Origin of the sequence: Pseudomonas putida, assembly GCF_002025705.1 — a bacterium.
In the GTDB taxonomy this organism is placed as follows: Bacteria; Pseudomonadota; Gammaproteobacteria; order Pseudomonadales; family Pseudomonadaceae; genus Aquipseudomonas; species Aquipseudomonas putida_J.
In genome coordinates, this window is sequence record NZ_CP018846.1 from 4,789,258 (window position 1) to 4,809,119 (window position 19,862).

15 protein-coding genes are annotated in these 19,862 nt (G+C 62.8%); 9 read left to right on the forward strand and 6 right to left on the reverse strand.

The window, feature by feature from the left end:
• Positions 1–20 precede the first annotated feature (20 nt).
• Together BUQ73_RS21760 and BUQ73_RS21765 are read left to right on the forward strand one after the other, a co-directional pair.
• A complete protein-coding gene (locus tag BUQ73_RS21760) occupies positions 21–362 on the forward strand; it encodes a cupin domain-containing protein (RefSeq protein WP_079229633.1) in 342 nt (113 codons plus the stop codon).
• 52 nt (positions 363–414) lie between these two features.
• Positions 415–1,494, forward strand: a complete 1,080-nt coding sequence (locus BUQ73_RS21765; RefSeq protein WP_079229634.1) for a polyamine ABC transporter substrate-binding protein — start codon at positions 415–417, stop codon at positions 1,492–1,494.
• A gap of 160 nt (positions 1,495–1,654) precedes the next feature.
• Here the strand turns inward: BUQ73_RS21765 and BUQ73_RS21770 are convergent, their stop codons facing one another.
• Complete coding sequence (locus tag BUQ73_RS21770) at positions 1,655–3,238, reverse strand: peptide chain release factor 3 (RefSeq protein ID WP_079229635.1); 1,584 nt, start codon at positions 3,236–3,238, stop codon at positions 1,655–1,657.
• Between the two features lie 557 nt (positions 3,239–3,795).
• Between BUQ73_RS21770 and BUQ73_RS21775 the strand changes: the two genes are divergently transcribed.
• The 4 genes from BUQ73_RS21775 to BUQ73_RS21790 are packed head-to-tail and all read left to right on the forward strand — an operon-like array spanning position 3,796 to position 7,241.
• On the forward strand, positions 3,796–4,509 hold the full coding sequence (locus tag BUQ73_RS21775; RefSeq protein ID WP_060485333.1) for an ABC transporter permease: 714 nt from the start codon (positions 3,796–3,798) through the stop codon (positions 4,507–4,509).
• Between the two features lie 13 nt (positions 4,510–4,522).
• Positions 4,523–5,437: a glycine betaine ABC transporter substrate-binding protein gene (locus BUQ73_RS21780; RefSeq protein ID WP_079229636.1), complete on the forward strand. Its 915-nt coding sequence runs from the start codon at positions 4,523–4,525 to the stop codon at positions 5,435–5,437.
• On the forward strand, positions 5,434–6,087 hold the full coding sequence (locus BUQ73_RS21785; protein WP_027920258.1) for an ABC transporter permease: 654 nt from the start codon (positions 5,434–5,436) through the stop codon (positions 6,085–6,087). The genes BUQ73_RS21780 and BUQ73_RS21785 overlap by 4 nt, the downstream gene beginning before the upstream one ends.
• Positions 6,084–7,241 (forward strand): betaine/proline/choline family ABC transporter ATP-binding protein, encoded by a 1,158-nt coding sequence (locus BUQ73_RS21790; RefSeq protein ID WP_079229637.1) that lies wholly within the window; start codon positions 6,084–6,086, stop codon positions 7,239–7,241. The genes BUQ73_RS21785 and BUQ73_RS21790 overlap by 4 nt, the downstream gene beginning before the upstream one ends.
• A 121-nt stretch (positions 7,242–7,362) precedes the next feature.
• Here BUQ73_RS21790 and BUQ73_RS21795 read toward each other — a convergent pair whose 3' ends face one another.
• From BUQ73_RS21795 to BUQ73_RS21805, 3 genes are all read right to left on the reverse strand, one after another.
• Positions 7,363–9,792 (reverse strand): TonB-dependent siderophore receptor, encoded by a 2,430-nt coding sequence (locus BUQ73_RS21795; protein WP_079229638.1) that lies wholly within the window; start codon positions 9,790–9,792, stop codon positions 7,363–7,365.
• Positions 9,793–9,899: 107 nt separating this feature from the next.
• Entirely contained in the window at positions 9,900–10,862 is a 963-nt protein-coding gene (locus BUQ73_RS21800; RefSeq protein ID WP_079229639.1) for a FecR family protein, read from the reverse strand.
• Between the two features lie 20 nt (positions 10,863–10,882).
• Positions 10,883–11,368: a sigma-70 family RNA polymerase sigma factor gene (locus BUQ73_RS21805; protein WP_079229640.1), complete on the reverse strand. Its 486-nt coding sequence runs from the start codon at positions 11,366–11,368 to the stop codon at positions 10,883–10,885.
• 505 nt (positions 11,369–11,873) lie between these two features.
• On the opposite strand from BUQ73_RS21805, the gene BUQ73_RS21810 reads away from it, so the two are divergent.
• Positions 11,874–13,037: a type III PLP-dependent enzyme gene (locus BUQ73_RS21810; protein WP_025337787.1), complete on the forward strand. Its 1,164-nt coding sequence runs from the start codon at positions 11,874–11,876 to the stop codon at positions 13,035–13,037.
• Positions 13,038–13,226: 189 nt separating this feature from the next.
• Here BUQ73_RS21810 and BUQ73_RS21815 read toward each other — a convergent pair whose 3' ends face one another.
• Positions 13,227–13,994: a tetratricopeptide repeat protein gene (locus BUQ73_RS21815; RefSeq protein WP_079229641.1), complete on the reverse strand. Its 768-nt coding sequence runs from the start codon at positions 13,992–13,994 to the stop codon at positions 13,227–13,229.
• A gap of 3 nt (positions 13,995–13,997) precedes the next feature.
• On the reverse strand, positions 13,998–14,678 hold the full coding sequence (locus BUQ73_RS21820) for a Fe2+-dependent dioxygenase (RefSeq protein WP_079229642.1): 681 nt from the start codon (positions 14,676–14,678) through the stop codon (positions 13,998–14,000).
• Between the two features lie 222 nt (positions 14,679–14,900).
• Between BUQ73_RS21820 and BUQ73_RS21825 the strand changes: the two genes are divergently transcribed.
• Positions 14,901–17,204, forward strand: a complete 2,304-nt coding sequence (locus BUQ73_RS21825; RefSeq protein WP_079229643.1) for a TonB-dependent receptor — start codon at positions 14,901–14,903, stop codon at positions 17,202–17,204.
• A 102-nt stretch (positions 17,205–17,306) separates the two neighbouring features.
• Positions 17,307–19,862, forward strand: a complete 2,556-nt coding sequence (locus BUQ73_RS21830; RefSeq protein WP_079229644.1) for a PepSY domain-containing protein — start codon at positions 17,307–17,309, stop codon at positions 19,860–19,862.

Below are 19,862 nucleotides of genomic sequence, written 5' to 3' on the forward strand. Positions count from 1 at the left end.
CGACACAGGATCCACCGGTCATGAGCATCACCCAGTTCAAACACACAGGCACCGCCGTGCTCGACAGCTGCAACCCGGTCGCGGTGCCAATTGGCGAACCCGTGGCAGTCACTTCGGTCACCTGCGTGGAGCGCAGCGATGGCGTCGAAACCGGCATCTGGGAGTGCACCCCCGGGCGCTGGCGGCGGCAGATCGTGCAACAGGAGTTCTGCCATTTCATCAAGGGCCGCTGCACCTTCACCCCCGACGGTGGCGAGACCCTGGTCATAGAAGCCGGAGACGCACTGATGCTACCGGCCAACAGCACCGGCACCTGGGACATCCAGGAGACCGTGCGCAAGACCTACGTTCTGATCTTCTGATCCGCTGATCGCCTGCCTTCGATAACAACAGACAAAGCAAGGTAAACCCGACATGCGCACGCTCCTTCTCGCTCCCCTGATGCTGGCCGCCAGTGTGGCCAGCGCCGCCGAAACGGTGAAGATCTACAACTGGTCCAGCTACGTCGCGCCCGACACGCTGAAGAACTTCCAGCAGGCCAGCGGCATCGTGCCGACCTATGACGTGTACGACAGCAACGAGACCCTCGACGGCAAGTTGATGACCGGCAACTCCGGCTACGACGTGGTGTTCCCGTCCAACCACTTCATGGCCCGGCAGATCCAGGGCAAAGCCCTGAAGCCGCTGGACAAGTCACAGCTACCCAACTGGCACAACCTCAACCCGGTACTGATGAAAGCGCTGGAGGTCAACGACCCGGGCAACCAGTACGGATTCCCGTACCTGTGGGGCAGCACTGGCATCGGCTACAACATCGACAAGGTCAAGGCGGTGCTCGGCGACAATGCGCCGGTGGACTCCTGGGACCTGATCTTCAAGCCCGAGTACATGAGCAAGCTCAAGAGCTGCGGCGTGGCGGTGCTGGACAACGGCCCCGAACTGCTGCCGATTGCCCTGCACTACCTGGGCCTGCCGCACCACAGCCAGGACCCGAAGGACTACGAGAAGGCCAAGGACTTGTTGATGAAGGTGCGGCCATATATCAGCTACTTCCATTCGTCCAAGTACACAGGTGACCTGGCCAATGGCGATATCTGCGTGGTGGTCGGCTTCTCGGGTGACGTCTTGCAGGCGAAGAACCGTGCAGATGAAGCGAAGAACGGGGTGAAGGTGGGGTATTCGATCCCCAAGGAAGGCGCGCCAATGTGGTTCGACATGGTAGCCATGCCAGCCGATGCGCCGGATGAAAAGGCCGGGTATGCCTATATGAACTACCTGTTGCAGCCGGAGGTGATGGCCAACATCAGCAACCATGTGCAGTACGCCAACGGCAACCTCAAGGCTGACGCACTGGTGGACCCAGCGATGAAGGGCAATACGATGATCTACCCCAGTGACGAGGTGATGGGCAAGCTGTATGCGCTGGAGGCGATGCCGGCCAAGATCGACCGCATTCGTACGCGGATCTGGACCAGTATCAAGGCAGGCAACTGAAAGGGGGCCGCTTTGCGGCCCTTCGCGGGCAAGTCGGATCGCCGCACCGCCGCTCCCACAGGAAATCACTGCACCTGAAGGTTGTGAAATACTTGTGGGAGCGGCGGTGCGGCGATCCGACTTGCCCGCGAAGGGCTGCAAAGCAGCCCCAACTCCGCAATCAGTGGTGTTCGCGGGTAGCGCGGAACTTGATGTCTGGCCAGCGCTCTTCCATCAGCGCCAGGTTGACCCGGGTCGGCGCCAGGTAGGTCAGGTGACCGCCACCGTCGATGGCCAGGTTTTCCATGGCCTTGTTCTGGAATTCCTCAAGCTTCTTCTTGTCGTCGCAAGCGATCCAGCGGGCCGACCACACGGTGATCGGCTCGTAGGCGCACTCCACCTTGTACTCTTCCTTCAGGCGGCTGGCGACCACGTCGAACTGCAGCACACCGACCGCACCGAGGATGATGTCGTTGCTGCGCTCCGGGAAGAACACCTGGGTCGCGCCTTCTTCGGCCAGCTGCTGCAGGCCCTGACGCAGCTGCTTGGATTTCAGCGGGTCCTTCAGGCGCACGCGGCGGAACAGCTCCGGGGCGAAGTGCGGGATACCGGTGAAGCCCAGCGCTTCGCCTTCGGTGAAGGTGTCGCCGATCTGGATGGTGCCGTGGTTGTGCAGGCCGATGATGTCGCCGGCATAGGCCTCTTCCAGTTGCTCACGCTCGGAAGAGAAGAAGGTCAGCGCATCGCCGATGCGCAGGTCCTTGTTCAGGCGTACGTGGCGCATCTTCATGCCCTTCTCGTACTTGCCCGAGCAGATACGCATGAAGGCGATACGGTCGCGGTGTTTCGGGTCCATGTTCGCCTGGATCTTGAACACGAAACCGCTGAACTTCTCTTCCACAGGCTCGACGGTCCGCTCGTGGGCCGCGCGGCTCAGCGGGCGCGGTGCCCAGTCGACGACGGCATCGAGCACGTGGTCGACACCAAAGTTGCCCAGCGCGGTACCGAAGAACACCGGGGTGAGCTGGCCGTTGATGAACTCGTCCTGGTCGAACTCGTGGCAGGCGCCCTGCACCAGCTCCAGCTGCTCGACGAACGAGTCGTACTGGTCACCCAGGTGCGCGCGGGCCTCGTCGGAGTCCAGCTTCTGGATGATCTTGGCTTCGGTGCGCTCGTGGCCGTGGCCCGGGGTGTAGACGATGATGTAGTCGCCGGTCAGGTGATACACGCCCTTGAAGTCGCGGTAGCAACCGATCGGCCAGGTGATTGGCGCGGCCTTGATCTTCAGCACCGCTTCGATCTCGTCGAGCAGTTCGATCGGGTCGCGGATGTCACGGTCGAGTTTGTTGATGAAGCTGACGATCGGCGTGTCGCGCAGGCGGCACACGTCCATCAGGGCGATGGTCCGTGGCTCTACACCTTTACCGCCGTCGAGCACCATCAGCGCCGAGTCCACTGCGGTCAGGGTGCGGTAGGTGTCTTCCGAGAAGTCTTCGTGGCCGGGGGTGTCGAGCAGGTTGATCATGTGCTCGCGGTACGGGAACTGCATCACCGAGGTGGTGATGGAGATGCCGCGCTGCTTCTCCATTTCCATCCAGTCGGAGGTGGCGTGGCGGTCGGACTTGCGCGACTTCACGGTACCGGCGACGGCAATGGCCTTGCCCATCAGCAGGAGCTTCTCGGTGATGGTGGTCTTACCGGCGTCGGGGTGGGAAATGATTGCGAAAGTGCGGCGCTTCGCGACTTCGGCGGCCTGGTTGGTCATGGGAAATCGCCTGACTGGGGGATTCAAAAAGGGGCGATATCATACCTGAAGTTGGGCCTGGACCAAAATCTGCTGCAATGAGTGGTTGCAGGCCTGGCCTCTTCACTAGCAAGGCCGCGCCCGCAGGGATCGCACCGCATTGAAACCTGTGCAGCACCTGTGGGAGCGGGCTTGCCCGCGAAGAGGCCGGCGCAGGCAAAACAAATTTCGCAGGTAATCGCTTTATCTCGACAAATGGCCACAGGGTAGTTACTTCAACGCCTGCAGCGTATTAAACCACTGTTTTTTCTTGCCAATATCATTAACAGCCAGTGATTAACGCTGGCCAAATGCCGCCTCAGATGGGAACCTTTACGCCCACGGAGACGTCCACTCCCCTGCAACCCGCTTCGGTTGGGGACTGGTTTCATCAGCATTTTCGGGCCCGACGGGGTTCGGCTCATGGCCTGAACGCAGCCTTCAGCTGCCTCACGCTGCTACTCGCGAACACACCACCCGCCGCCAGGATTGGCCGGCTACCAAGAAGTGTGCTCGCCGACAACACAAGGAGTCCGCCTGTGGCTACACGCTACGGAAAAGGGCTGTTGGGATGCGCCACCGTGCTCGTCATCCTGGCCCTGCTGATCCACTGGATCGGCATCGACACGATCGCGCGTTATCGCGACGATCTTGGGTTCTACCTGCAAGCGCACCTGGTCCTGGTGCTGGCTTCGATGGCGGCGGCGCTGGCCGTGGGCATCCCCGCCGGCATAGCCTTGAGTCGACCGCACCGGGTCGACAAAGCCGAGCGCTTCATGCAGTTCTTCAACGTTGGCAACACCATTCCCCCCCTGGCCGTTCTGGCCATCGCCCTGAGTATCCTGGGCATCGGCGCCGGGCCTGCGATCTTCGCGCTGTTCCTCGCCTCCCTCCTGCCCATCGTGCGCAACACCTACGAGGGCCTGAAAAACGTCCCCGCCTCGCTCAAGGAAGCCGCCACCGGCATCGGCATGACCCCGCGCCAGCAACTCTGGCAGGTGGAGTTGCCCAACGCCGTGCCGATCATCGTCGGCGGTGTGCGTGTGGCCCTTGCGCTGAACGTCGGCACCGCACCGCTGGCCTTCCTGATCGGCGCCAACAGCCTGGGCAGCCTGATCTTCCCCGGCATCGCCCTGAACAACCAGCCACAGCTGCTGCTCGGCGCCGCCTGCACCGCCCTGCTGGCGCTGGTACTCGACGCGGCGGTGAGTTTCTCCAGCAAGCGCTGGCTGGAACGTGGCCTGGCTGGATAACGAGAGGGAACGTATGAACAAGAGAATCGCCTTGCTGCTGGGCGCGGCCCTGCTGTTCGCAGGATTTGCCCAGGCAGCGGAAAAACCGCTGATCCGCATCGGCGCGCGGGTGTTCACCGAACAGACCGTGCTCGCCGAAATCACCGCGCAATACCTGCGTGCCAATGGCTTCGACGTGCGCGTCACCAGCGGCCTTGGCAGCAGCATCGCGCGCCAGGCCCAGGAAACCGGGCAGCTCGACCTGATGTGGGAGTACACCGGCGTGTCGCTGGTGTCGTACAACCATATCGACGAGCGTATGCCCAGTGCCGAAGCCACCTACGCCAAGGTCAAGGAGCTGGACGCGAAGAAGGACCTGATCTGGCTCACCCCGTCGAAATTCAGCAACACCTACGCGCTTGGCCTGCCCAAGCAGGTCGCCGAAGCTTATCCACAGATCAATACGATCAGCGACCTCAACCAGGTGCTGCGTGACGAAAACCAGCGCAACCACCTGGTGGCTCTGGACACCGAGTTCGCCAACCGCCCGGATGGCCTGATCGGCCTGAAGCAGATGTACGACCTGCAAGTGGGCCGCGCCAACATCCGCCAGATGGATGCCGGCCTGGTCTACACCGCCATGCACAACAACCAGGTGTTCGCAGGCCTTGTGTATACCACCGACGGCCGCCTGAGCGCGTTCAACCTCAAGCTGCTGGAAGACGACAAGCACTACTTCCCCGACTACACCGCTGCCCCGGTGGTGCGCAAGCAGGTGCTCGACGCCCACCCGAAACTGGTCGGCCTGCTCAAGCCACTGGCCGAGCAGCTCGATGACGAAACCATGCGCCAGCTCAATGCCAAGGTCGACGTCGAACACCAGAACCCGACCACGGTGGCCGCCACCTTCCTGCGTGAGCACCCTATGCCTAGCGAGGTACAGCCATGAGCCTGCTCGACACATTCGCCCACCTCGACTGGGCCCAGGTGCTGCAGCTGACCTGGCAGCACATCATGCTGGTTGGCGTGGCGGTGAGCCTGGCGATCATCGTCGGCGTGCCACTGGGCATCCTGATGACCCGCTTCCCGGCCGTCGCAGGCCCACTGCAGGCCAGCGCCACGGTGTTGCTGACCATCCCTTCCATCGCCCTGTTCGGCCTGCTGCTACCGTTCTACTCCAAGTTCGGCCAGGGCCTCGGCCCGCTGCCGGCGATCACTGCGGTGTTCCTTTATTCACTGCTGCCGATCCTGCGCAACACCTACCTGGCCCTGACCAACGTCGAGCCCGGCATCCGTGAAGCGGCGCGCGGTATCGGCATGACCTTCGGCCAGCGCCTGCGCATGGTCGAGCTGCCCATCGCGGTGCCGGTGATCCTCGCCGGCGTGCGTACCGCCGTGGTGATGAACATCGGCGTCATGACCATTGCCGCCACCATCGGCGCTGGCGGCCTGGGCGTGCTCATCCTCACCTCCATCAGCCGCAGCGACATGTCGATGCTGCTGGTCGGCGCCGTACTGGTCAGCCTGCTGGCGATCATCGCCGACCTGCTCCTGCAAACCCTGCAACGTGCCCTGACTCCAGAAGGACTGCGCTCATGATCGAATTGAAGAACCTCAGCAAAACCTTCAACGTCAACGGCAAGGACGTCAAAGCCGTCGACTCGGTAAGCCTCACCGTCAACGAAGGTGAAATCTGCGTGTTCCTCGGCCCATCGGGCTGTGGCAAGAGCACCACGCTGAAGATGATCAACCGCCTGATCACGCCCACCTCCGGCCAGGTGTTCATCAATGGCGAGGACACCAGCGCGCTGGACGAAGTGACCCTGCGCCGGCACATCGGCTACGTGATCCAGCAGATCGGCCTGTTCCCCAACATGACCATCGAGGAGAACATCACCGTGGTCCCGCGCCTGCTCGGCTGGGACAAGCAGAAGTGCCACGAGCGCGCCCGTGAGCTGATGCACATGATCAAGCTCGAGCCCAAGCAGTACCTGCAGCGCTACCCGCGCGAGCTGTCCGGTGGCCAGCAGCAACGCATCGGGGTGATCCGCGCGCTGGCGGCGGAAGCACCGGTGCTGCTGATGGACGAGCCGTTCGGCGCGGTCGACCCGATCAACCGCGAAATGATCCAGAACGAGTTCTTCGAGATGCAGCGGGCGCTGAACAAGACCGTGATCATGGTCAGCCACGACATCGACGAGGCGATCAAGCTGGGCGACAAGATCGCCATCTTCCGCGCTGGCAAGTTGCTGCAGCTGGACCACCCGGATACCTTGCTGGCGCACCCGGTGGATGACTTCGTGAGCAACTTCGTCGGCCAGGACAGTACGCTGAAACGCCTGCTGCTGGTGCGCGCCGAGGATGCGGCGGACAACGCGCCGTCGGTGAGCCCCGAGACGCCGGTGAGCGATGCGCTGGAGCTGCTCGATGAGCACGACCGCCGTTACGTGGTGGTGACCGACGGGCAGAACAAGGCGCTGGGCTATGTGCGCCGGCGCGACATGCACCGCCAGCAAGGCACCTGCGGCGACTTCCTGCGGCCGTTCAATGCCACGGCGTCGCATGATGAGCATCTGCGCATCCTGCTGTCGCGGATGTACGAGTTCAACCGGGCGTGGTTGCCGGTGCTGGATGCCGAGCAGGTGTTCCTGGGCGAGGTCACTCAGGAGTCGATTGCGGCTTACCTGAGCTCGGGGCGTTCGCGCGGGGCCAAGTCCAGCATTGTTTCGCCGGCCGAGGCGGTGGCTTCTTGATTGCTGGGGGCGCTTTGCGCCCCTTTCGCGACACAAGGCCGCTCCTACAGGGAAACGCGATCCCCTGTAGGAGCGGCCTTGTGTCGCGAAAGGGCCGCAAAGCGGCCCCAACAATCTCCAGTCAGAACCCTACGCTGGCCTGTACATAGAAGGTCCGCGGCTCACCCACATAGATGCCGGCATTGTTGTCGCTGGAGCGGGTGAAATACTGCTTGTCGAACAGGTTCTTCACCCCCGCCGCCAGCTTCAGGTTGGACATGTCCGCTCCAAACTCATACCCACCACGGGCATGCCAGGTCACGTAGCCCGGAATGTCGCCATACTGCCCATCAGCACTCGGCTCGGTAATGTAATCGCCATTGAAACTGCCATCGGCATTGATCCCGGTCCCTGGCGCACGCTGCTTGGACTGGGCATAGGCATCCAGATTCCAGGTCCAGCGATTGATCGCATAACGCACCCCGGCAGTGGCCACCTGCCTCGAATAGAACGGCAGGTCACGGCCCTTGAAGCCCGGGATATCCCCTTCATACGTCGCGCGGGTATAGGTGTAGCCACCGCTCACCGACAGCCCTTCCAGGCGCGGGTCCAGCCCGGCCAGGTCGTAACGCACGGAGGCCTCGATACCTTGGTGCTTGGTCGCACCGAGGTTGGTCCAGCCCACATCGTTGCTGATGTACTGCAACTCGTCATCGAAGTCGATGTAGAACGCTGTCAGCTCACCGGCGAAACCGCCGTTGTCATAGCGCGTACCAAGCTCGTAGGTCTTGGCCTTCTCCGGCTCCAGGCCATTGGCCGTGCTGTTGCCGGTGCCGCCCTGGCCCAGCTGGAAGTACTGCAGGCTGCCGAACGAGGTCTCGTAGTTGGCGAACACCTTCCAGGCATCGGAGATGTGGTACATCACGCTCAGCGCCGGCAGCGGCTCGTTGCTGGTGATGCTGCGGTTCTTTTCCGGTACCGGCTTGCCATTGGTGCCGAGCACCGGGCGGTCGCGCCAGTCGGTATTGATGTGCTCGAAGCGGATGCCCGGGGTGATGGTCCAGTTGCCGACATCGATCTTGTCGTCGATGTAGTAGGCGCTGGCTTCGGTGCCGCCGCTACGGTCTTGGAACACGTGGCCATCGGAAGTCGGCGTGGGCGTCGGTACGTTGTCGATCAGCGCCAGACGGGTCGACTGCTCGCGCATGGCTTCTTTCAGGTAGCGATAACCGACGCTGACTTCCTGGGTGGTGGGGCCGGCGAAGAAGATCCGCGACACCCGTGGCTCGATGGCGAAGGTATGGTAGTTGCGCGGGTAAGACGACAGGGTCTTCATGTCACGCGCGGCGATGGCGCTGCCACGGAAGCTGTCGGTGTAATAGGTCAGCACTTCGAACTGGGTGGCATCGTCGAGCTGGCGCTGCCACTTGAACGACACGTCCTTGCGCCGGCCGGCGAAGTAGTCGTAGTCGCGCAGCGACTGGTACGGGTTGCTGTCGTACTGGGCCTGGGTCAGGCCGCCGGGCATGTCGGCACGGCCATCGTAGTAGTGAAAGTTGAGCCAGAACTCATCAACGTCGGTCGGCGCCCAGTGAGTCTTGAGGATGACGTCGTCGATGTCGTTGCCATTGTTGCTTTCGCGATAGCCATTGCCGTTCACGCCGGTGTACAGCAAGGCCACGCCCATGCCGTTGTCGGCAGTACCGCCGACGAAGGCAGACTCGGTGTGTTTCCAGCCGCCGTGCTGGGAAGTTTCCAGCGTGGTGGACAGTTCAGCCGAAGCCTTTTCGGGAATCGCGCGGGTGACGAAGTTGATCACCCCGCCGACGTTCTGCGGGCCATAGCGCACCGAGCCTGCACCGCGCACCACATCAATGCTGTCGAGGTTACCCGAGGAGATCGGTGCCATCGACAGCTGCGGCTGGCCATACGGCGCAAAAGCCGCAGGAATGCCATCGATCAGCACGGTCGAGCGCGGCGACAGGCGCGAGGTCAGGCCACGCACGCCAACGTTCAGCGACAGGTCACTGCCACCGGTACCGTTGCTGTCCTGCACCTGTACGCCAGGGATACCGCGCAGCACGTCGCGCACGTTCATCGCACCCTTCTCCACCATCGCCTCGCGGCGCACCACGGTGCGCGCGCCCGGGTGGTTCTGCACCACGGCCTGGTCGGCATCGCCAAGCCAGTCACCGACCACCTTCACGTCGGTGGGCGCCAGCTCCAGGCTGCCGGTGGTGAGCGTGCCGGCCGGCTGGGCCGGCTTCACCACTACCGTGTCTTCGGACTTCTCATAGGTCAGCCCGCTGCCCTGCAGCAATTGCTGCAGGGCTTGCTCGGGCGCCAGGTTGCCGGACACTGCCGGGGCCTGCTTGCCGGCTACCAGTTCAGGGCTGAAGAACAGTTGCAGATTGGTCTGCTGGCCAAGTTGGCTCAGCGCCGAGGCCAATGGTTGGGCCTGGATCTGGATCGCACTGCCGGCCTGCTCGGCCTGGGCGTTGACGGCTGCGGTGCTGACCGCCAGGGCCAGCGCCAGTGCGCTCAGGCGTGGAAAAGGTTTGTTGTTGTTCACGTCGTCGAAACATCCTGAAGAAGGAATAAACGCCAACTGCATGCAAATCGAAATGCTTGGCAGTTGCAGCTGGCGGGGAAGACGAACGAGCGGAAAAAAACCTGAATCTATTTCGCGATTATTTCGCGGGAGCCGTCTTCGTGGGCCTTGATCGCCACTGGCAGGATGCTCGGCAAGGCGCGCAGCAGAGCGTCTGTGTCGTCGATGCTGAAGGTGCTGGACAGGCGCATCTGGGCAACCTTGCCAGGTGCCACGCGCAGTGGCTGAGCACGGTAGCGCGACACTTCGGCCACCACTTCGGCAAGGCTGGCGTTGTCGAACACCAGCTTGCCCTGGCGCCAGGCAGTCAGTGTGGCGGCGTTGACCGCATAAGGCGCGGCAACCTGGCCGTGCGCATCAATGTAAGAGCCCTGGCCTGCGCCCAGCTGTGCCAACGAAGTATCGCTGCCCTGAACACGCACCGAGCCCTGCTCGACCGCCACCCGGGTAGCGGCCGGGTCCAGGCGCACATCGAAGCGGGTGCCGGTCACGGTCACGTTGCCTTGGGCGGTCTGGACCACGAACGGGCGGCTGCTGTCGTGGGCGACGATGAACATCGCCTCACCTGCGTTCAACTGAATGTGTCGGCGGCCTGGGCTGAAATCGACTTGCAGCTGGGTGGCGCCGTTGAGCTCAAGGTGCGAGCCATCTGGCAGCTCGACCTGGCGACGCTCGCCGAGGGCAGTCTGCAGGCTGCCCTGGTGATTGAGTTGCTGGTAGTGCCAGCCCGTCCAGCCCAGCCCCAGCGCCACCAGCGCCACACAAGCCGCCAGCGCCTGGCGCAACAGGCGCCGCCGCGGCAACTGGCGCACCGGGTCCGGCTCGCACAGCGCTTCGAGGCGCTGGCGCGGGATCAACTCTGCCGCGCTCCACACCGCGGCCAAGGCATCGTACTCGGCACGATGGCTGGGGTGGGCGGCAAGCCACGCACGTAGCTGCTTTTGCAGCGCGGCATCGCGCGGCGCGTCCTGCATGCGGACGAACCATGCGGCCGCCTGCTCACGGACGGTCTCGGAACCGTGCTGTTTCATGGGAAAGGTCTCCTGACTCATCATGCCGACACATCCAGGTGCTCACGCAGATGCCGGAGCGTGCGAATCATATACTTTTCGACCATGTTCTTGGTCAAACCCATGCGCTCGGCGATCTCGGCCTGGCTCAGCCCTTCGAGCTTCTGCCAGATGAACACCCGGCGGCAGTTCAGCGGCAACTCGGCCAGCGCCCGCTCGACGCTGTCGGCCAGTTCCAGGGCGTGTACGTAGGCTTCCGGATCGTCGCTGGCGGCCACGCCTTCGTCGAAGGCTTCCAGCGCCAGCGCCTGCCGCCGGTCCTCACGGCGGAAACCGTCCACGGCGATGTTGCGGGCGGTCTGGTGAAGGTAGGCACGTGGCTGCTCGACCTGCTCGCGCGGGTTTTCCAGCACCCTTACAAAGGCATCGTGGGTGAGGTCCTCGGCCTGCTGACGACTGCGCAGCTTGCGCGTCCAGGTGCCGATCAGCTCATGGTAGTGGTCGAGGAAGCCTTTGTGTCCGGACACGTTCGGGGTCGTCAGGGAGGCGGATGAGGGTGCGAATAGTAATGTTTCTCATCAAAACCAGCAAATCCGCCAGTCGGTAACAAAAAATTTATGACTGATTTCATGTACGCGAGTACCAGGAAATGTGGCCATAAATATGAACACCTCTAGCCCCTTTGCGGGTAAACCCGCTCCCACAGAAAATGTAAAAACCCTGTGGGAGCGGGTTTACCCGCGAAGGGGCCAACACGCTCCATTCCACAATTTTTTACGCTTGAAACACTGTGGGGAACATCAGGCGGTCATGTGAGTCGGTTATTCAACGGGTAGGGTGCCGATCCACGACGATCGCACCCGGATTGCCTGTTGATTCTGCATTCTTCACGCCCTAAAGTGCGCGCCGAACGTCCATGCTGGAAACGATCCATCCGGCTCAAGTACTGAGTAGGCGAACCAAAGTGGGGATACGGAGGACGTTCAGTTTGCAGCCACTTAATCTTTCAGTTTGCCCATGGAGTCCCTGAGCATGTCGATCCAGGTCGAAGACTATTTCGCGCGTGACACCTTCCAGAAAATGAAGGCGTTCGCCGACAAGCAGGAAACCCCGTTCGTACTTATCGACACCCAGATGATCAGCCAGGCCTATGACGACCTGCGCGCCGGTTTCGAGTTCGCCAAGGTGTACTACGCGGTCAAGGCCAACCCGGCCGTCGAGATCATCGACCTGCTCAAAGAGAAAGGTTCGAGCTTCGACATCGCCTCGATCTACGAACTGGACAAGGTCCTGGGTCGTGGTGTCAGCGCCGACCGCATCAGCTACGGCAACACCATCAAGAAGTCCAAGGACATCCGCTACTTCTACGAGAAGGGCGTGCGCCTGTACGCCACCGACTCGGAAGCCGACCTGCGCAACATCGCCAAGGCCGCGCCGGGCTCGAAGGTGTACGTGCGTATCCTCACCGAAGGCTCGACCACTGCCGACTGGCCTCTGTCGCGCAAGTTCGGCTGCCAGACCGACATGGCCATGGACCTGCTGATCCTTGCCCGTGACCTGGGCCTGGTGCCATACGGCATCTCCTTCCACGTTGGCTCCCAGCAGCGCGACATCAGCGTATGGGACGCGGCCATCGCCAAGGTCAAGGTGATCTTCGAGCGCCTGAAAGAAGAAGACGGCATCGAGCTGAAGCTGATCAACATGGGTGGCGGCTTCCCGGCCAACTACATCACCCGTACCAACAGCCTCGAGACCTACGCCGAAGAGATCATCCGCTTCCTCAAGGAAGACTTCGGTGACGACCTGCCGGAAATCATCCTCGAACCAGGCCGTTCGCTGATCGCCAACGCCGGTATCCTGGTCAGTGAAGTGGTGCTGGTCGCGCGCAAGTCGCGCACCGCTGTCGAGCGCTGGATCTACACCGACGTGGGCAAGTTCTCCGGCCTGATCGAAACCATGGACGAAGCCATCAAGTTCCCGATCTGGACCGAGAAAAAAGGCGAAGCCGAAGAAGTGGTCATCGCCGGCCCGACCTGTGACAGCGCCGACATCATGTACGAGAACTACAAGTACGGCCTGCCGCTGAACCTGGCCATCGGTGACCGCCTGTACTGGCTGTCGACAGGCGCCTACACCACCAGCTACAGCGCTGTGGAATTCAACGGCTTCCCGCCGCTGAAGGCTTACTACCTGTAACGCGAAACGGGGCCGAAAGGCCCCGTTTTCGTTTGTGCTCTGCTTAAAGCCTCTGTACCCCCTGTAGGAGCGGCCTTGTGTCGCGAAAGGGCTGCGAAGCAGCCCCAGGATCTCAGCTTAAAGTCACAAATTGCCGGTGCTGCTTCGCAGCCCATTCGCGACACAAGGCCGCTCCTACGCCTGACGGTGTCAACCGGTCAGAATGGAGCGGTCTTCGCGCCTTTCGATCTCTTCGGCATACCGCGCCACGAAGGCCATCAACACCGGCCCCGCGCCCTGCAAGGTAACCAACGCAGCGCGCAGGAAGTTCATGTTCCCCTCTACTCTCGCCTGCTCTAGCCACTGCCCAGCCTCGGCCAGTTGCCCACGCTCAACCAGCACCATCGCCAGGCTGAACATCCCGCGAAAATCCCCCGCCTCGGCCGAACGCCTATACCAACGTACCGCCCGCACCGGGCTCGGCGCGGTGGCGATGCCATGCTCCAGGTAGCGCCCATACAGGTTCATCGACTTGGCATGGCCCATTTGCGCGGCCTTCTCGTAACAGGTCAGCGCCTGGGCCTGATTGGCCGGCAGCCCGCGCCCGGTGGCCAGCAGGTTGCCCAGGTTGTACATCCCCCAATCCAGCCCGGCGTCAGCCGCCAGAGCATAGTGAATGGCCGACTGCGCCAGGTTCACCTCGCCACCCCAACCATGTTCCAGGCAACGACCGAGCATGTTGTGCGCCATGGCACTGCCGCCCTGTGCGGCAATACCGAACCAGCGCCGGGCAACATCGGCATCCTGCTCGATGCCACGGCCATCGAGCAAAATCTGCCCGAGCAGCAACTGCGCCTCGACCATGCCCTCCCCCGCCGCCGCCAGAATCGCCTGGGCCGCCTTGCCGGGGCTGTGTTCCAGCATGGCCTGCAGGCCGGCAGCATCCACCACTTCTTCACGACGCAGTTGATAAGACATGGCTCAGACCTCGGCCCAGCGGCGCAGCAGGTTATGGTAGGTACCGGTCAGTTGCAGCAACGACGGATGGTCCGGCACGTCGGCAGTGAGTTGCTGGATGGCATTGTCCATCTCGAACAGCAGTGCCCGCTGGCTGTCCTCGCGCACCAGGCTCTGGGTCCAGAAGAACGCTGCGTAACGCACGCCACGGGTCACCGGGTTGACCTTGTGCAGGCTGGTGCCGGGGTAAAGCACCAGATCACCGGCTGCCAGCTTGACCTGTTGCACACCATAGGTGTCCTGGATCACCAGCTCGCCGCCATCGTAGCTGTCCGGGTCGCTGAGGAACAGCGTCGAAGACAGGTCGGTGCGCACTCGCTCCGCACTGCCCTTGGGCTGGCGCAGGGCATTGTCGATGTGGAAACCGAAATTGCCGCCCTCGCGGTAGCAGTTGATCAGAGGCGGGAACACCTTGTGCGGCAAAGCCGCCGACATGAACCGCGGGGTTTGCCACAAGCGGTCGATCAACGCGCTGCCAATTTCCTTGGCCAGCGGGTGCCCTTCCGGCAACTGCAGGTTGTGCTTGGCCTTCGCCGACTGGTAACCGGCAGTGACCTTGCCGTCGGCCCAGTCGGTCTGCTCCAGCGCCTCGCGGATACGGGCCAGTTCATCGGTGTCGAACAACCCTGGAATATGAAGCAGCATGGCGGCGGCACCGTTAAGATCTGTAAAGGCGTCAATGATATTGATTCCCTTTTACGCTACACAAGCCCTGCTTGTGCCTTAGACGATTCAGCGTCAGTAAAACGTAAAGAGAATTTGTAAAGATTGTAAATTCTTAGCGAATGGTAACGAGTCTCAATTGTGCCTTACAAATCCTTACATTAACATCCGCGGCCTTAACACCCTTGGGGAAGGCCTACAACAATGCGTCACGTACCATCTGCAGTGAGCTCACCACGCCTGATCGTCTCGGCCATCGGGGTCGCCCTGAGCGCTTCCGGCGCCTACGCCGCCGACCCGGCCACCAGCAATGCCGTCACCCTCGACGCTACCAGCGTCAATGGCAAGGCAGAGCAGGCCAGCACCGATTACAAGGTCGAAAAGGCCTCCTCGCAGAAGTACACCGCACCGTTGGTGGACACCCCGCGTTCGGTCACCGTAATCCCGCAGCAAGTGATCAAGGACACCAATGCCCTGACCCTGCAGGACGCCCTGCGCACCGTACCTGGCATCACCTTCGGTGCCGGTGAAGGCGGTAACCCGCAAGGCGACCGCCCGTTCATCCGCGGCTTCGACGCCCAGGGCGACACCTACCTGGACGGCGTGCGCGACACCGGCGCCCAGACCCGCGAAATTTTCGCCATCGAATCCGTTGAAGTGGCCAAGGGCCCGAACTCGGCCATCGGCGGCCGTGGCGCCGCCGGCGGCACCATCAACCTGGTGAGCAAGCGCGCACACCTGGGCAACTCGCTCGACGGCGCCTGGACCTGGGGCAGCGACCAGACCCAGCGCTACACCTTCGATGGCAACTACCAGTTCAGCGACACCGTTGCCGGCCGCCTGAACCTGATGACCCACGAAAGCAACGTCGCCGGCCGCGACAAGGTCAACTACGACCGCTGGGGTATTGCCCCATCGCTGGCCTTCGGCCTGGGCACCGCGACCCGCGTCAACCTCGACTACTACCACCTGGAAAGTGACGACCTGCCAGACTCGGGCATTCCGTACAGCATCCCGACTGCTGGCAGCGCCGCGCGTACCTCTGCTCACCCGAGCAAGCCAAACGACGGTGGCGACAGCGACAACTTCTACGGCCTGACCGACCGCGACTTCCGCAAGAGCCGCGTCGATATCGCCACGTTCGCCATCGAGCACGACCTGACCGACTCGCTGACCATCAAGAACACCTTCCGTCACGGCAACAGCATGCAGGACTACATCCTGACCCAGCCCGACGACAGCAAGGGTAACGTCAACAATGGCAGCGTCTGGCGCCGCGCCAACACCCGCGTTGGCAACACCGCCACCACCACCAACCAGACCGACCTGTATGGTGATTTCTACCTGGGCGGCATGAAGAACAGCTTCTCCACCGGTATCGAGCTGAGCCGTGAAGAAAGCGACCGTGAAACCTACGACGTCGACACCAACACCAAAGGTTCGACTGCAACCACCTGCAACCCTGGCTTGATCGGTGCCAACAGCGGCTACAACTGCACTTCGCTGGGCAACCCGAACCCGGATGATCCGTGGAACGGTGCCATCTCGCGCAACTACGCTGGCACCAACACCAAGAGCAACACCCGGGCCATCTACGTGTTCGATACCCTCGAACTGTCGCCACAGTGGCTGCTGAACATGGGCCTGCGCTACGACCACTTCGACACTCAGTACCGTGGCTACAACGCCAACGGCAGCACTGCGGTGAACAGCAAGGGCATCGCCTCCAAAGGCAAGGACACCAGCGAGTTCGTCACCGGCCAGCTGGGCCTGGTATGGAAGCCGGCCGACAACGGCAGCATCTACGTTTCCTACGCCACCTCCGCCACCCCACCCGGTGCGATGCTCGGTGAAGGCATGGAAGGCAACCCCCTGGGTAACACCACCGATCGCAGCGGCAACCTGCTGAGCAGCGACATGGAGCCGGAAGAAACCACCAACTACGAAATCGGCACCAAGTGGGACCTGCTCAACGAGCGCCTGTCCCTGGCCGCTGCGCTGTTCCGCACCGAGAAGGAAAATGCCCGCGTCCAGGTGAACACCACCACCTACGAAAACGTCGGCGAAACCCGCGTGCAGGGCATCGAGCTGTCGGCCAGCGGCAAGATCACCGACAAGTGGCAGGTATTCGCCGGCTACACCTACATGGAAGCGCGCCAGATCGACGGCGGCCCGCTGGGCAAGGCCAACGATGGCAACCAGCTGCCGAATACGCCGAACAACAGCGCCAGCCTGTGGACAACCTACTCGATCACGCCGAAGCTGACCGTCGGTGGCGGCGCCTTCTATGTGGATGACGTGTACGGCAGCGTGGCCAACACCACCATGGTCGACAGCTACGTACGCTACGACGCCATGGCCGCCTACAAGCTGACCAAGAACGTCGACCTGCAGCTGAACGTGCAGAACCTGACCAACGAGGTGTATTACGACAAGGCCTTCTCCACCCACTTCGCCAACCAGGCGGCCGGGCGGACGGCATTGCTGACCACCAGCGTCCACTTCTAACGAAACACCGCCGAGCCCCGTTCATACCTGTGAGCGGGGCTTTTGCGTATCAAGGCATAATGCACGCCGCGCGGTCTGTGGCAGCTACACAAGGTGAGAGATGTGGTGAAGAAGACGCTGTTCCAACTGCACTGGTTCTTTGGCATCACCGCTGGCCTGGTGCTGGCCTTGATGGGCATCACCGGGGCGCTGTACTCGTTCCAGGAAGAGCTGCTGCGCGCCTTCAACGCCGATGTGCTCAAGGTCGAGGTGCGTGCCGAGGGCGTGCTGCCACCGGGTGAGCTGGTGCGCCGGGTCGAAGCCGAGCAAGGCGACAAGGTGTCGATGCTGTGGGTGGACGTACGCGAAGGCAACGCCGCGCGGGTGTTCTTCACCCCGCCACCGGGTGAACGCCGCGGCGCGCTGCGCTACGCCGACCCGTACACCGGCGAGCTCAAGGGCGAGGCGGCCGGGCAGGGCTTCTTCAACCTGATGCTGACCCTGCACCGCTTCCTGGCCATGGGCGATACGGGCCGGCAGATCACCGGTGCCTGTACCCTGATGCTGGTGTTCTTCTGCCTGTCCGGCCTGTACCTGCGCTGGCCGCGCAAGGCCCTGAACTGGCGCACCTGGCTGACCCTCGACTGGGCCAAGAAAGGCCGCGCCTTCAATTGGGACCTGCACGCCGTGGCCGGTACCTGGTGCCTGCTGTTCTACCTCCTGTTCGCACTGACCGGGCTGTTCTGGTCCTACGAATGGTACCGTTCGGGCCTGAACAAACTGCTGTCTGACGAACCCACTGCCGGGCAGCAGCAGAAGCGTGGCGAAGGCCGTGGCCGCCATGGGCCACCCAAGGTCGACAAGAATGCGCCGCCACTGGTGGTCGACTACGACGCCATCTGGGCCAACCTCAAGGACGTTGCCGGCCCGAGCCTGGCCATGTACAACCTGCGCCTGCCACCTGCGGGCGGCCAGCCGGCCAACCTGTTCTACCTGCTCGAAGACGCCGCTCACCCACGCGCGTTCAACACCCTGGTGCTCGACCCGGCAACTGGCCAGGTCAAGAGCCAGGACCGCTACACCGACAAGTCCTTCAAGGCGCAGCTGCTGCAGAGCGTCTACGCCCTGCACGTCGGCGAATACTTCGGCCTGCCGGGGCGCATCATCGTCACCATCGCCAGCCTGACCATGCCGCTGTTCTTCGTCACCGGCTGGCTGCTGTACCTCGACCGCCGACGCAAGAAGCGCCAGGTACGCGCCGCCCGCAGCAACGTCGACGGCAACCAGGCCAGAGGCGACAGCTGGCTGATCGGCTTCGCCAGCCAGAGCGGCCTTGCCGAACAACTGGCCTGGCAGAGCGCCGGGCAGTTGCAGGCCGCCGGCTTGCCTGTACAGGTACGCGCCCTGGCCGATCTGGGCGAAGAGGACTTGCGCCAGACCCGCCGTGCCCTGTTCGTGGTCAGCACCTTCGGCGACGGTGAGGCGCCCGACAGTGCCCGTGGCTTCGAGCGCAAGGTCCTCGGCCAGCCGTGGGCGCTGAACAACCTCAGCTACGCCCTGCTCGCCCTGGGCGACCGCCAGTACCCGCACTTCTGTGGTTTTGCCCGGCGCCTGCAGGCCTGGCTGGGTGATCGTGGTGCCAGCAGCGCGTTCAGCCCCGTGGAAGTGGACAATGCCGACCAGGCCGCACTGCAGCAGTGGCAGCAGGAGCTGGCGCAACTGACCGGCGCTCAACCGGTAAGCGCCTGGCAGCCGCCGAGTTTCGGCAACTGGACGCTGGTGCAACGCGAACTGCTCAACCCAGGCAGCCAAGGTCAACCGGTCTACCTGCTGGGCCTGCGGCCTGAGCAACCGGCCAGCTGGGAAGCCGGTGACCTGGTGGAAATCCTGCCTCTCAACGGCCAGTCACGGATCGATGCGTTCCTCCACGGTATGGCACTGGACGCCAAGGCCAGCGTGCACGTCGACGGCCTGCAGGAAAGCTTGAGCCAGGCACTGGCTGGCCGCCAGCTGCCGAGCCGTCGCGATCATCTGCTTGGCTTGCAGCCGCAGGCATTGGTCGATGCGTTGGTGCCAATCGGCAGCCGCGAATACTCGATTGCCTCGATTGCCAGCGATGGCGTACTGGAACTGATCGTGCGCCAGGAGCGCCATGCCGATGGCAACCTCGGCCTGGGGTCCGGCTGGCTGACCGAGTACCTGCCACTCAATGGCACCTTGAACCTGCGCCTGCGCCGCAACAGTGGCTTCCACCTGCCCGAGGCCGCCGCCCCGATGATCCTGATCGGCAACGGCACCGGCCTGGCTGGCCTGCGCAGCCTGATCCGGGCCCGGATCAATGCGGGCGAGCAGCGCAACTGGTTGCTGTTCGGCGAGCGTAACCGGGCAAATGACCTGCTGTGTGGCGCCGAGCTGCAAGGCTGGCTCGACAACGGCGACCTGGCACGGCTGGACCTTGCGTTCTCGCGGGATCAGGCCGAAAAAGTGTATGTGCAGGATGTGTTGCTGCAGCACGCCGAGGAATTCAAGCGCTGGGTGGCGGACGGGGCTTGTGTGTATGTCTGCGGCAGCCTGCAAGGGATGGCTGCGGGGGTGGATGCGGCGCTCAATGGCATGCTCGGGGAAGACGCTGTGCAGCAGCTGATCGAGGATGGGCGGTATCGGCGGGATGTGTACTAA

Bases quoted from the DNA above. Each gene is read 5' to 3' on its own strand.
- BUQ73_RS21815 (WP_079229641.1), bottom strand. From the start codon at position 13,994: ATGTCTTATCAACTGCGTCGTGAAGAAGTGGTGGATGCTGCCGGCCTG.
- BUQ73_RS21810 (WP_025337787.1), top strand. From the start codon at position 11,874: ATGTCGATCCAGGTCGAAGACTATTTCGCGCGTGACACCTTCCAGAAA.
- BUQ73_RS21780 (WP_079229636.1), top strand. From the start codon at position 4,523: ATGAACAAGAGAATCGCCTTGCTGCTGGGCGCGGCCCTGCTGTTCGCA.
- BUQ73_RS21820 (WP_079229642.1), bottom strand. From the start codon at position 14,678: ATGCTGCTTCATATTCCAGGGTTGTTCGACACCGATGAACTGGCCCGT.
- BUQ73_RS21825 (WP_079229643.1), top strand. From the start codon at position 14,901: ATGCGTCACGTACCATCTGCAGTGAGCTCACCACGCCTGATCGTCTCG.
- BUQ73_RS21785 (WP_027920258.1), top strand. From the start codon at position 5,434: ATGAGCCTGCTCGACACATTCGCCCACCTCGACTGGGCCCAGGTGCTG.
- BUQ73_RS21790 (WP_079229637.1), top strand. From the start codon at position 6,084: ATGATCGAATTGAAGAACCTCAGCAAAACCTTCAACGTCAACGGCAAG.
- BUQ73_RS21765 (WP_079229634.1), top strand. From the start codon at position 415: ATGCGCACGCTCCTTCTCGCTCCCCTGATGCTGGCCGCCAGTGTGGCC.
- BUQ73_RS21760 (WP_079229633.1), top strand. From the start codon at position 21: ATGAGCATCACCCAGTTCAAACACACAGGCACCGCCGTGCTCGACAGC.
- BUQ73_RS21800 (WP_079229639.1), bottom strand. From the start codon at position 10,862: ATGAAACAGCACGGTTCCGAGACCGTCCGTGAGCAGGCGGCCGCATGG.
- BUQ73_RS21770 (WP_079229635.1), bottom strand. From the start codon at position 3,238: ATGACCAACCAGGCCGCCGAAGTCGCGAAGCGCCGCACTTTCGCAATC.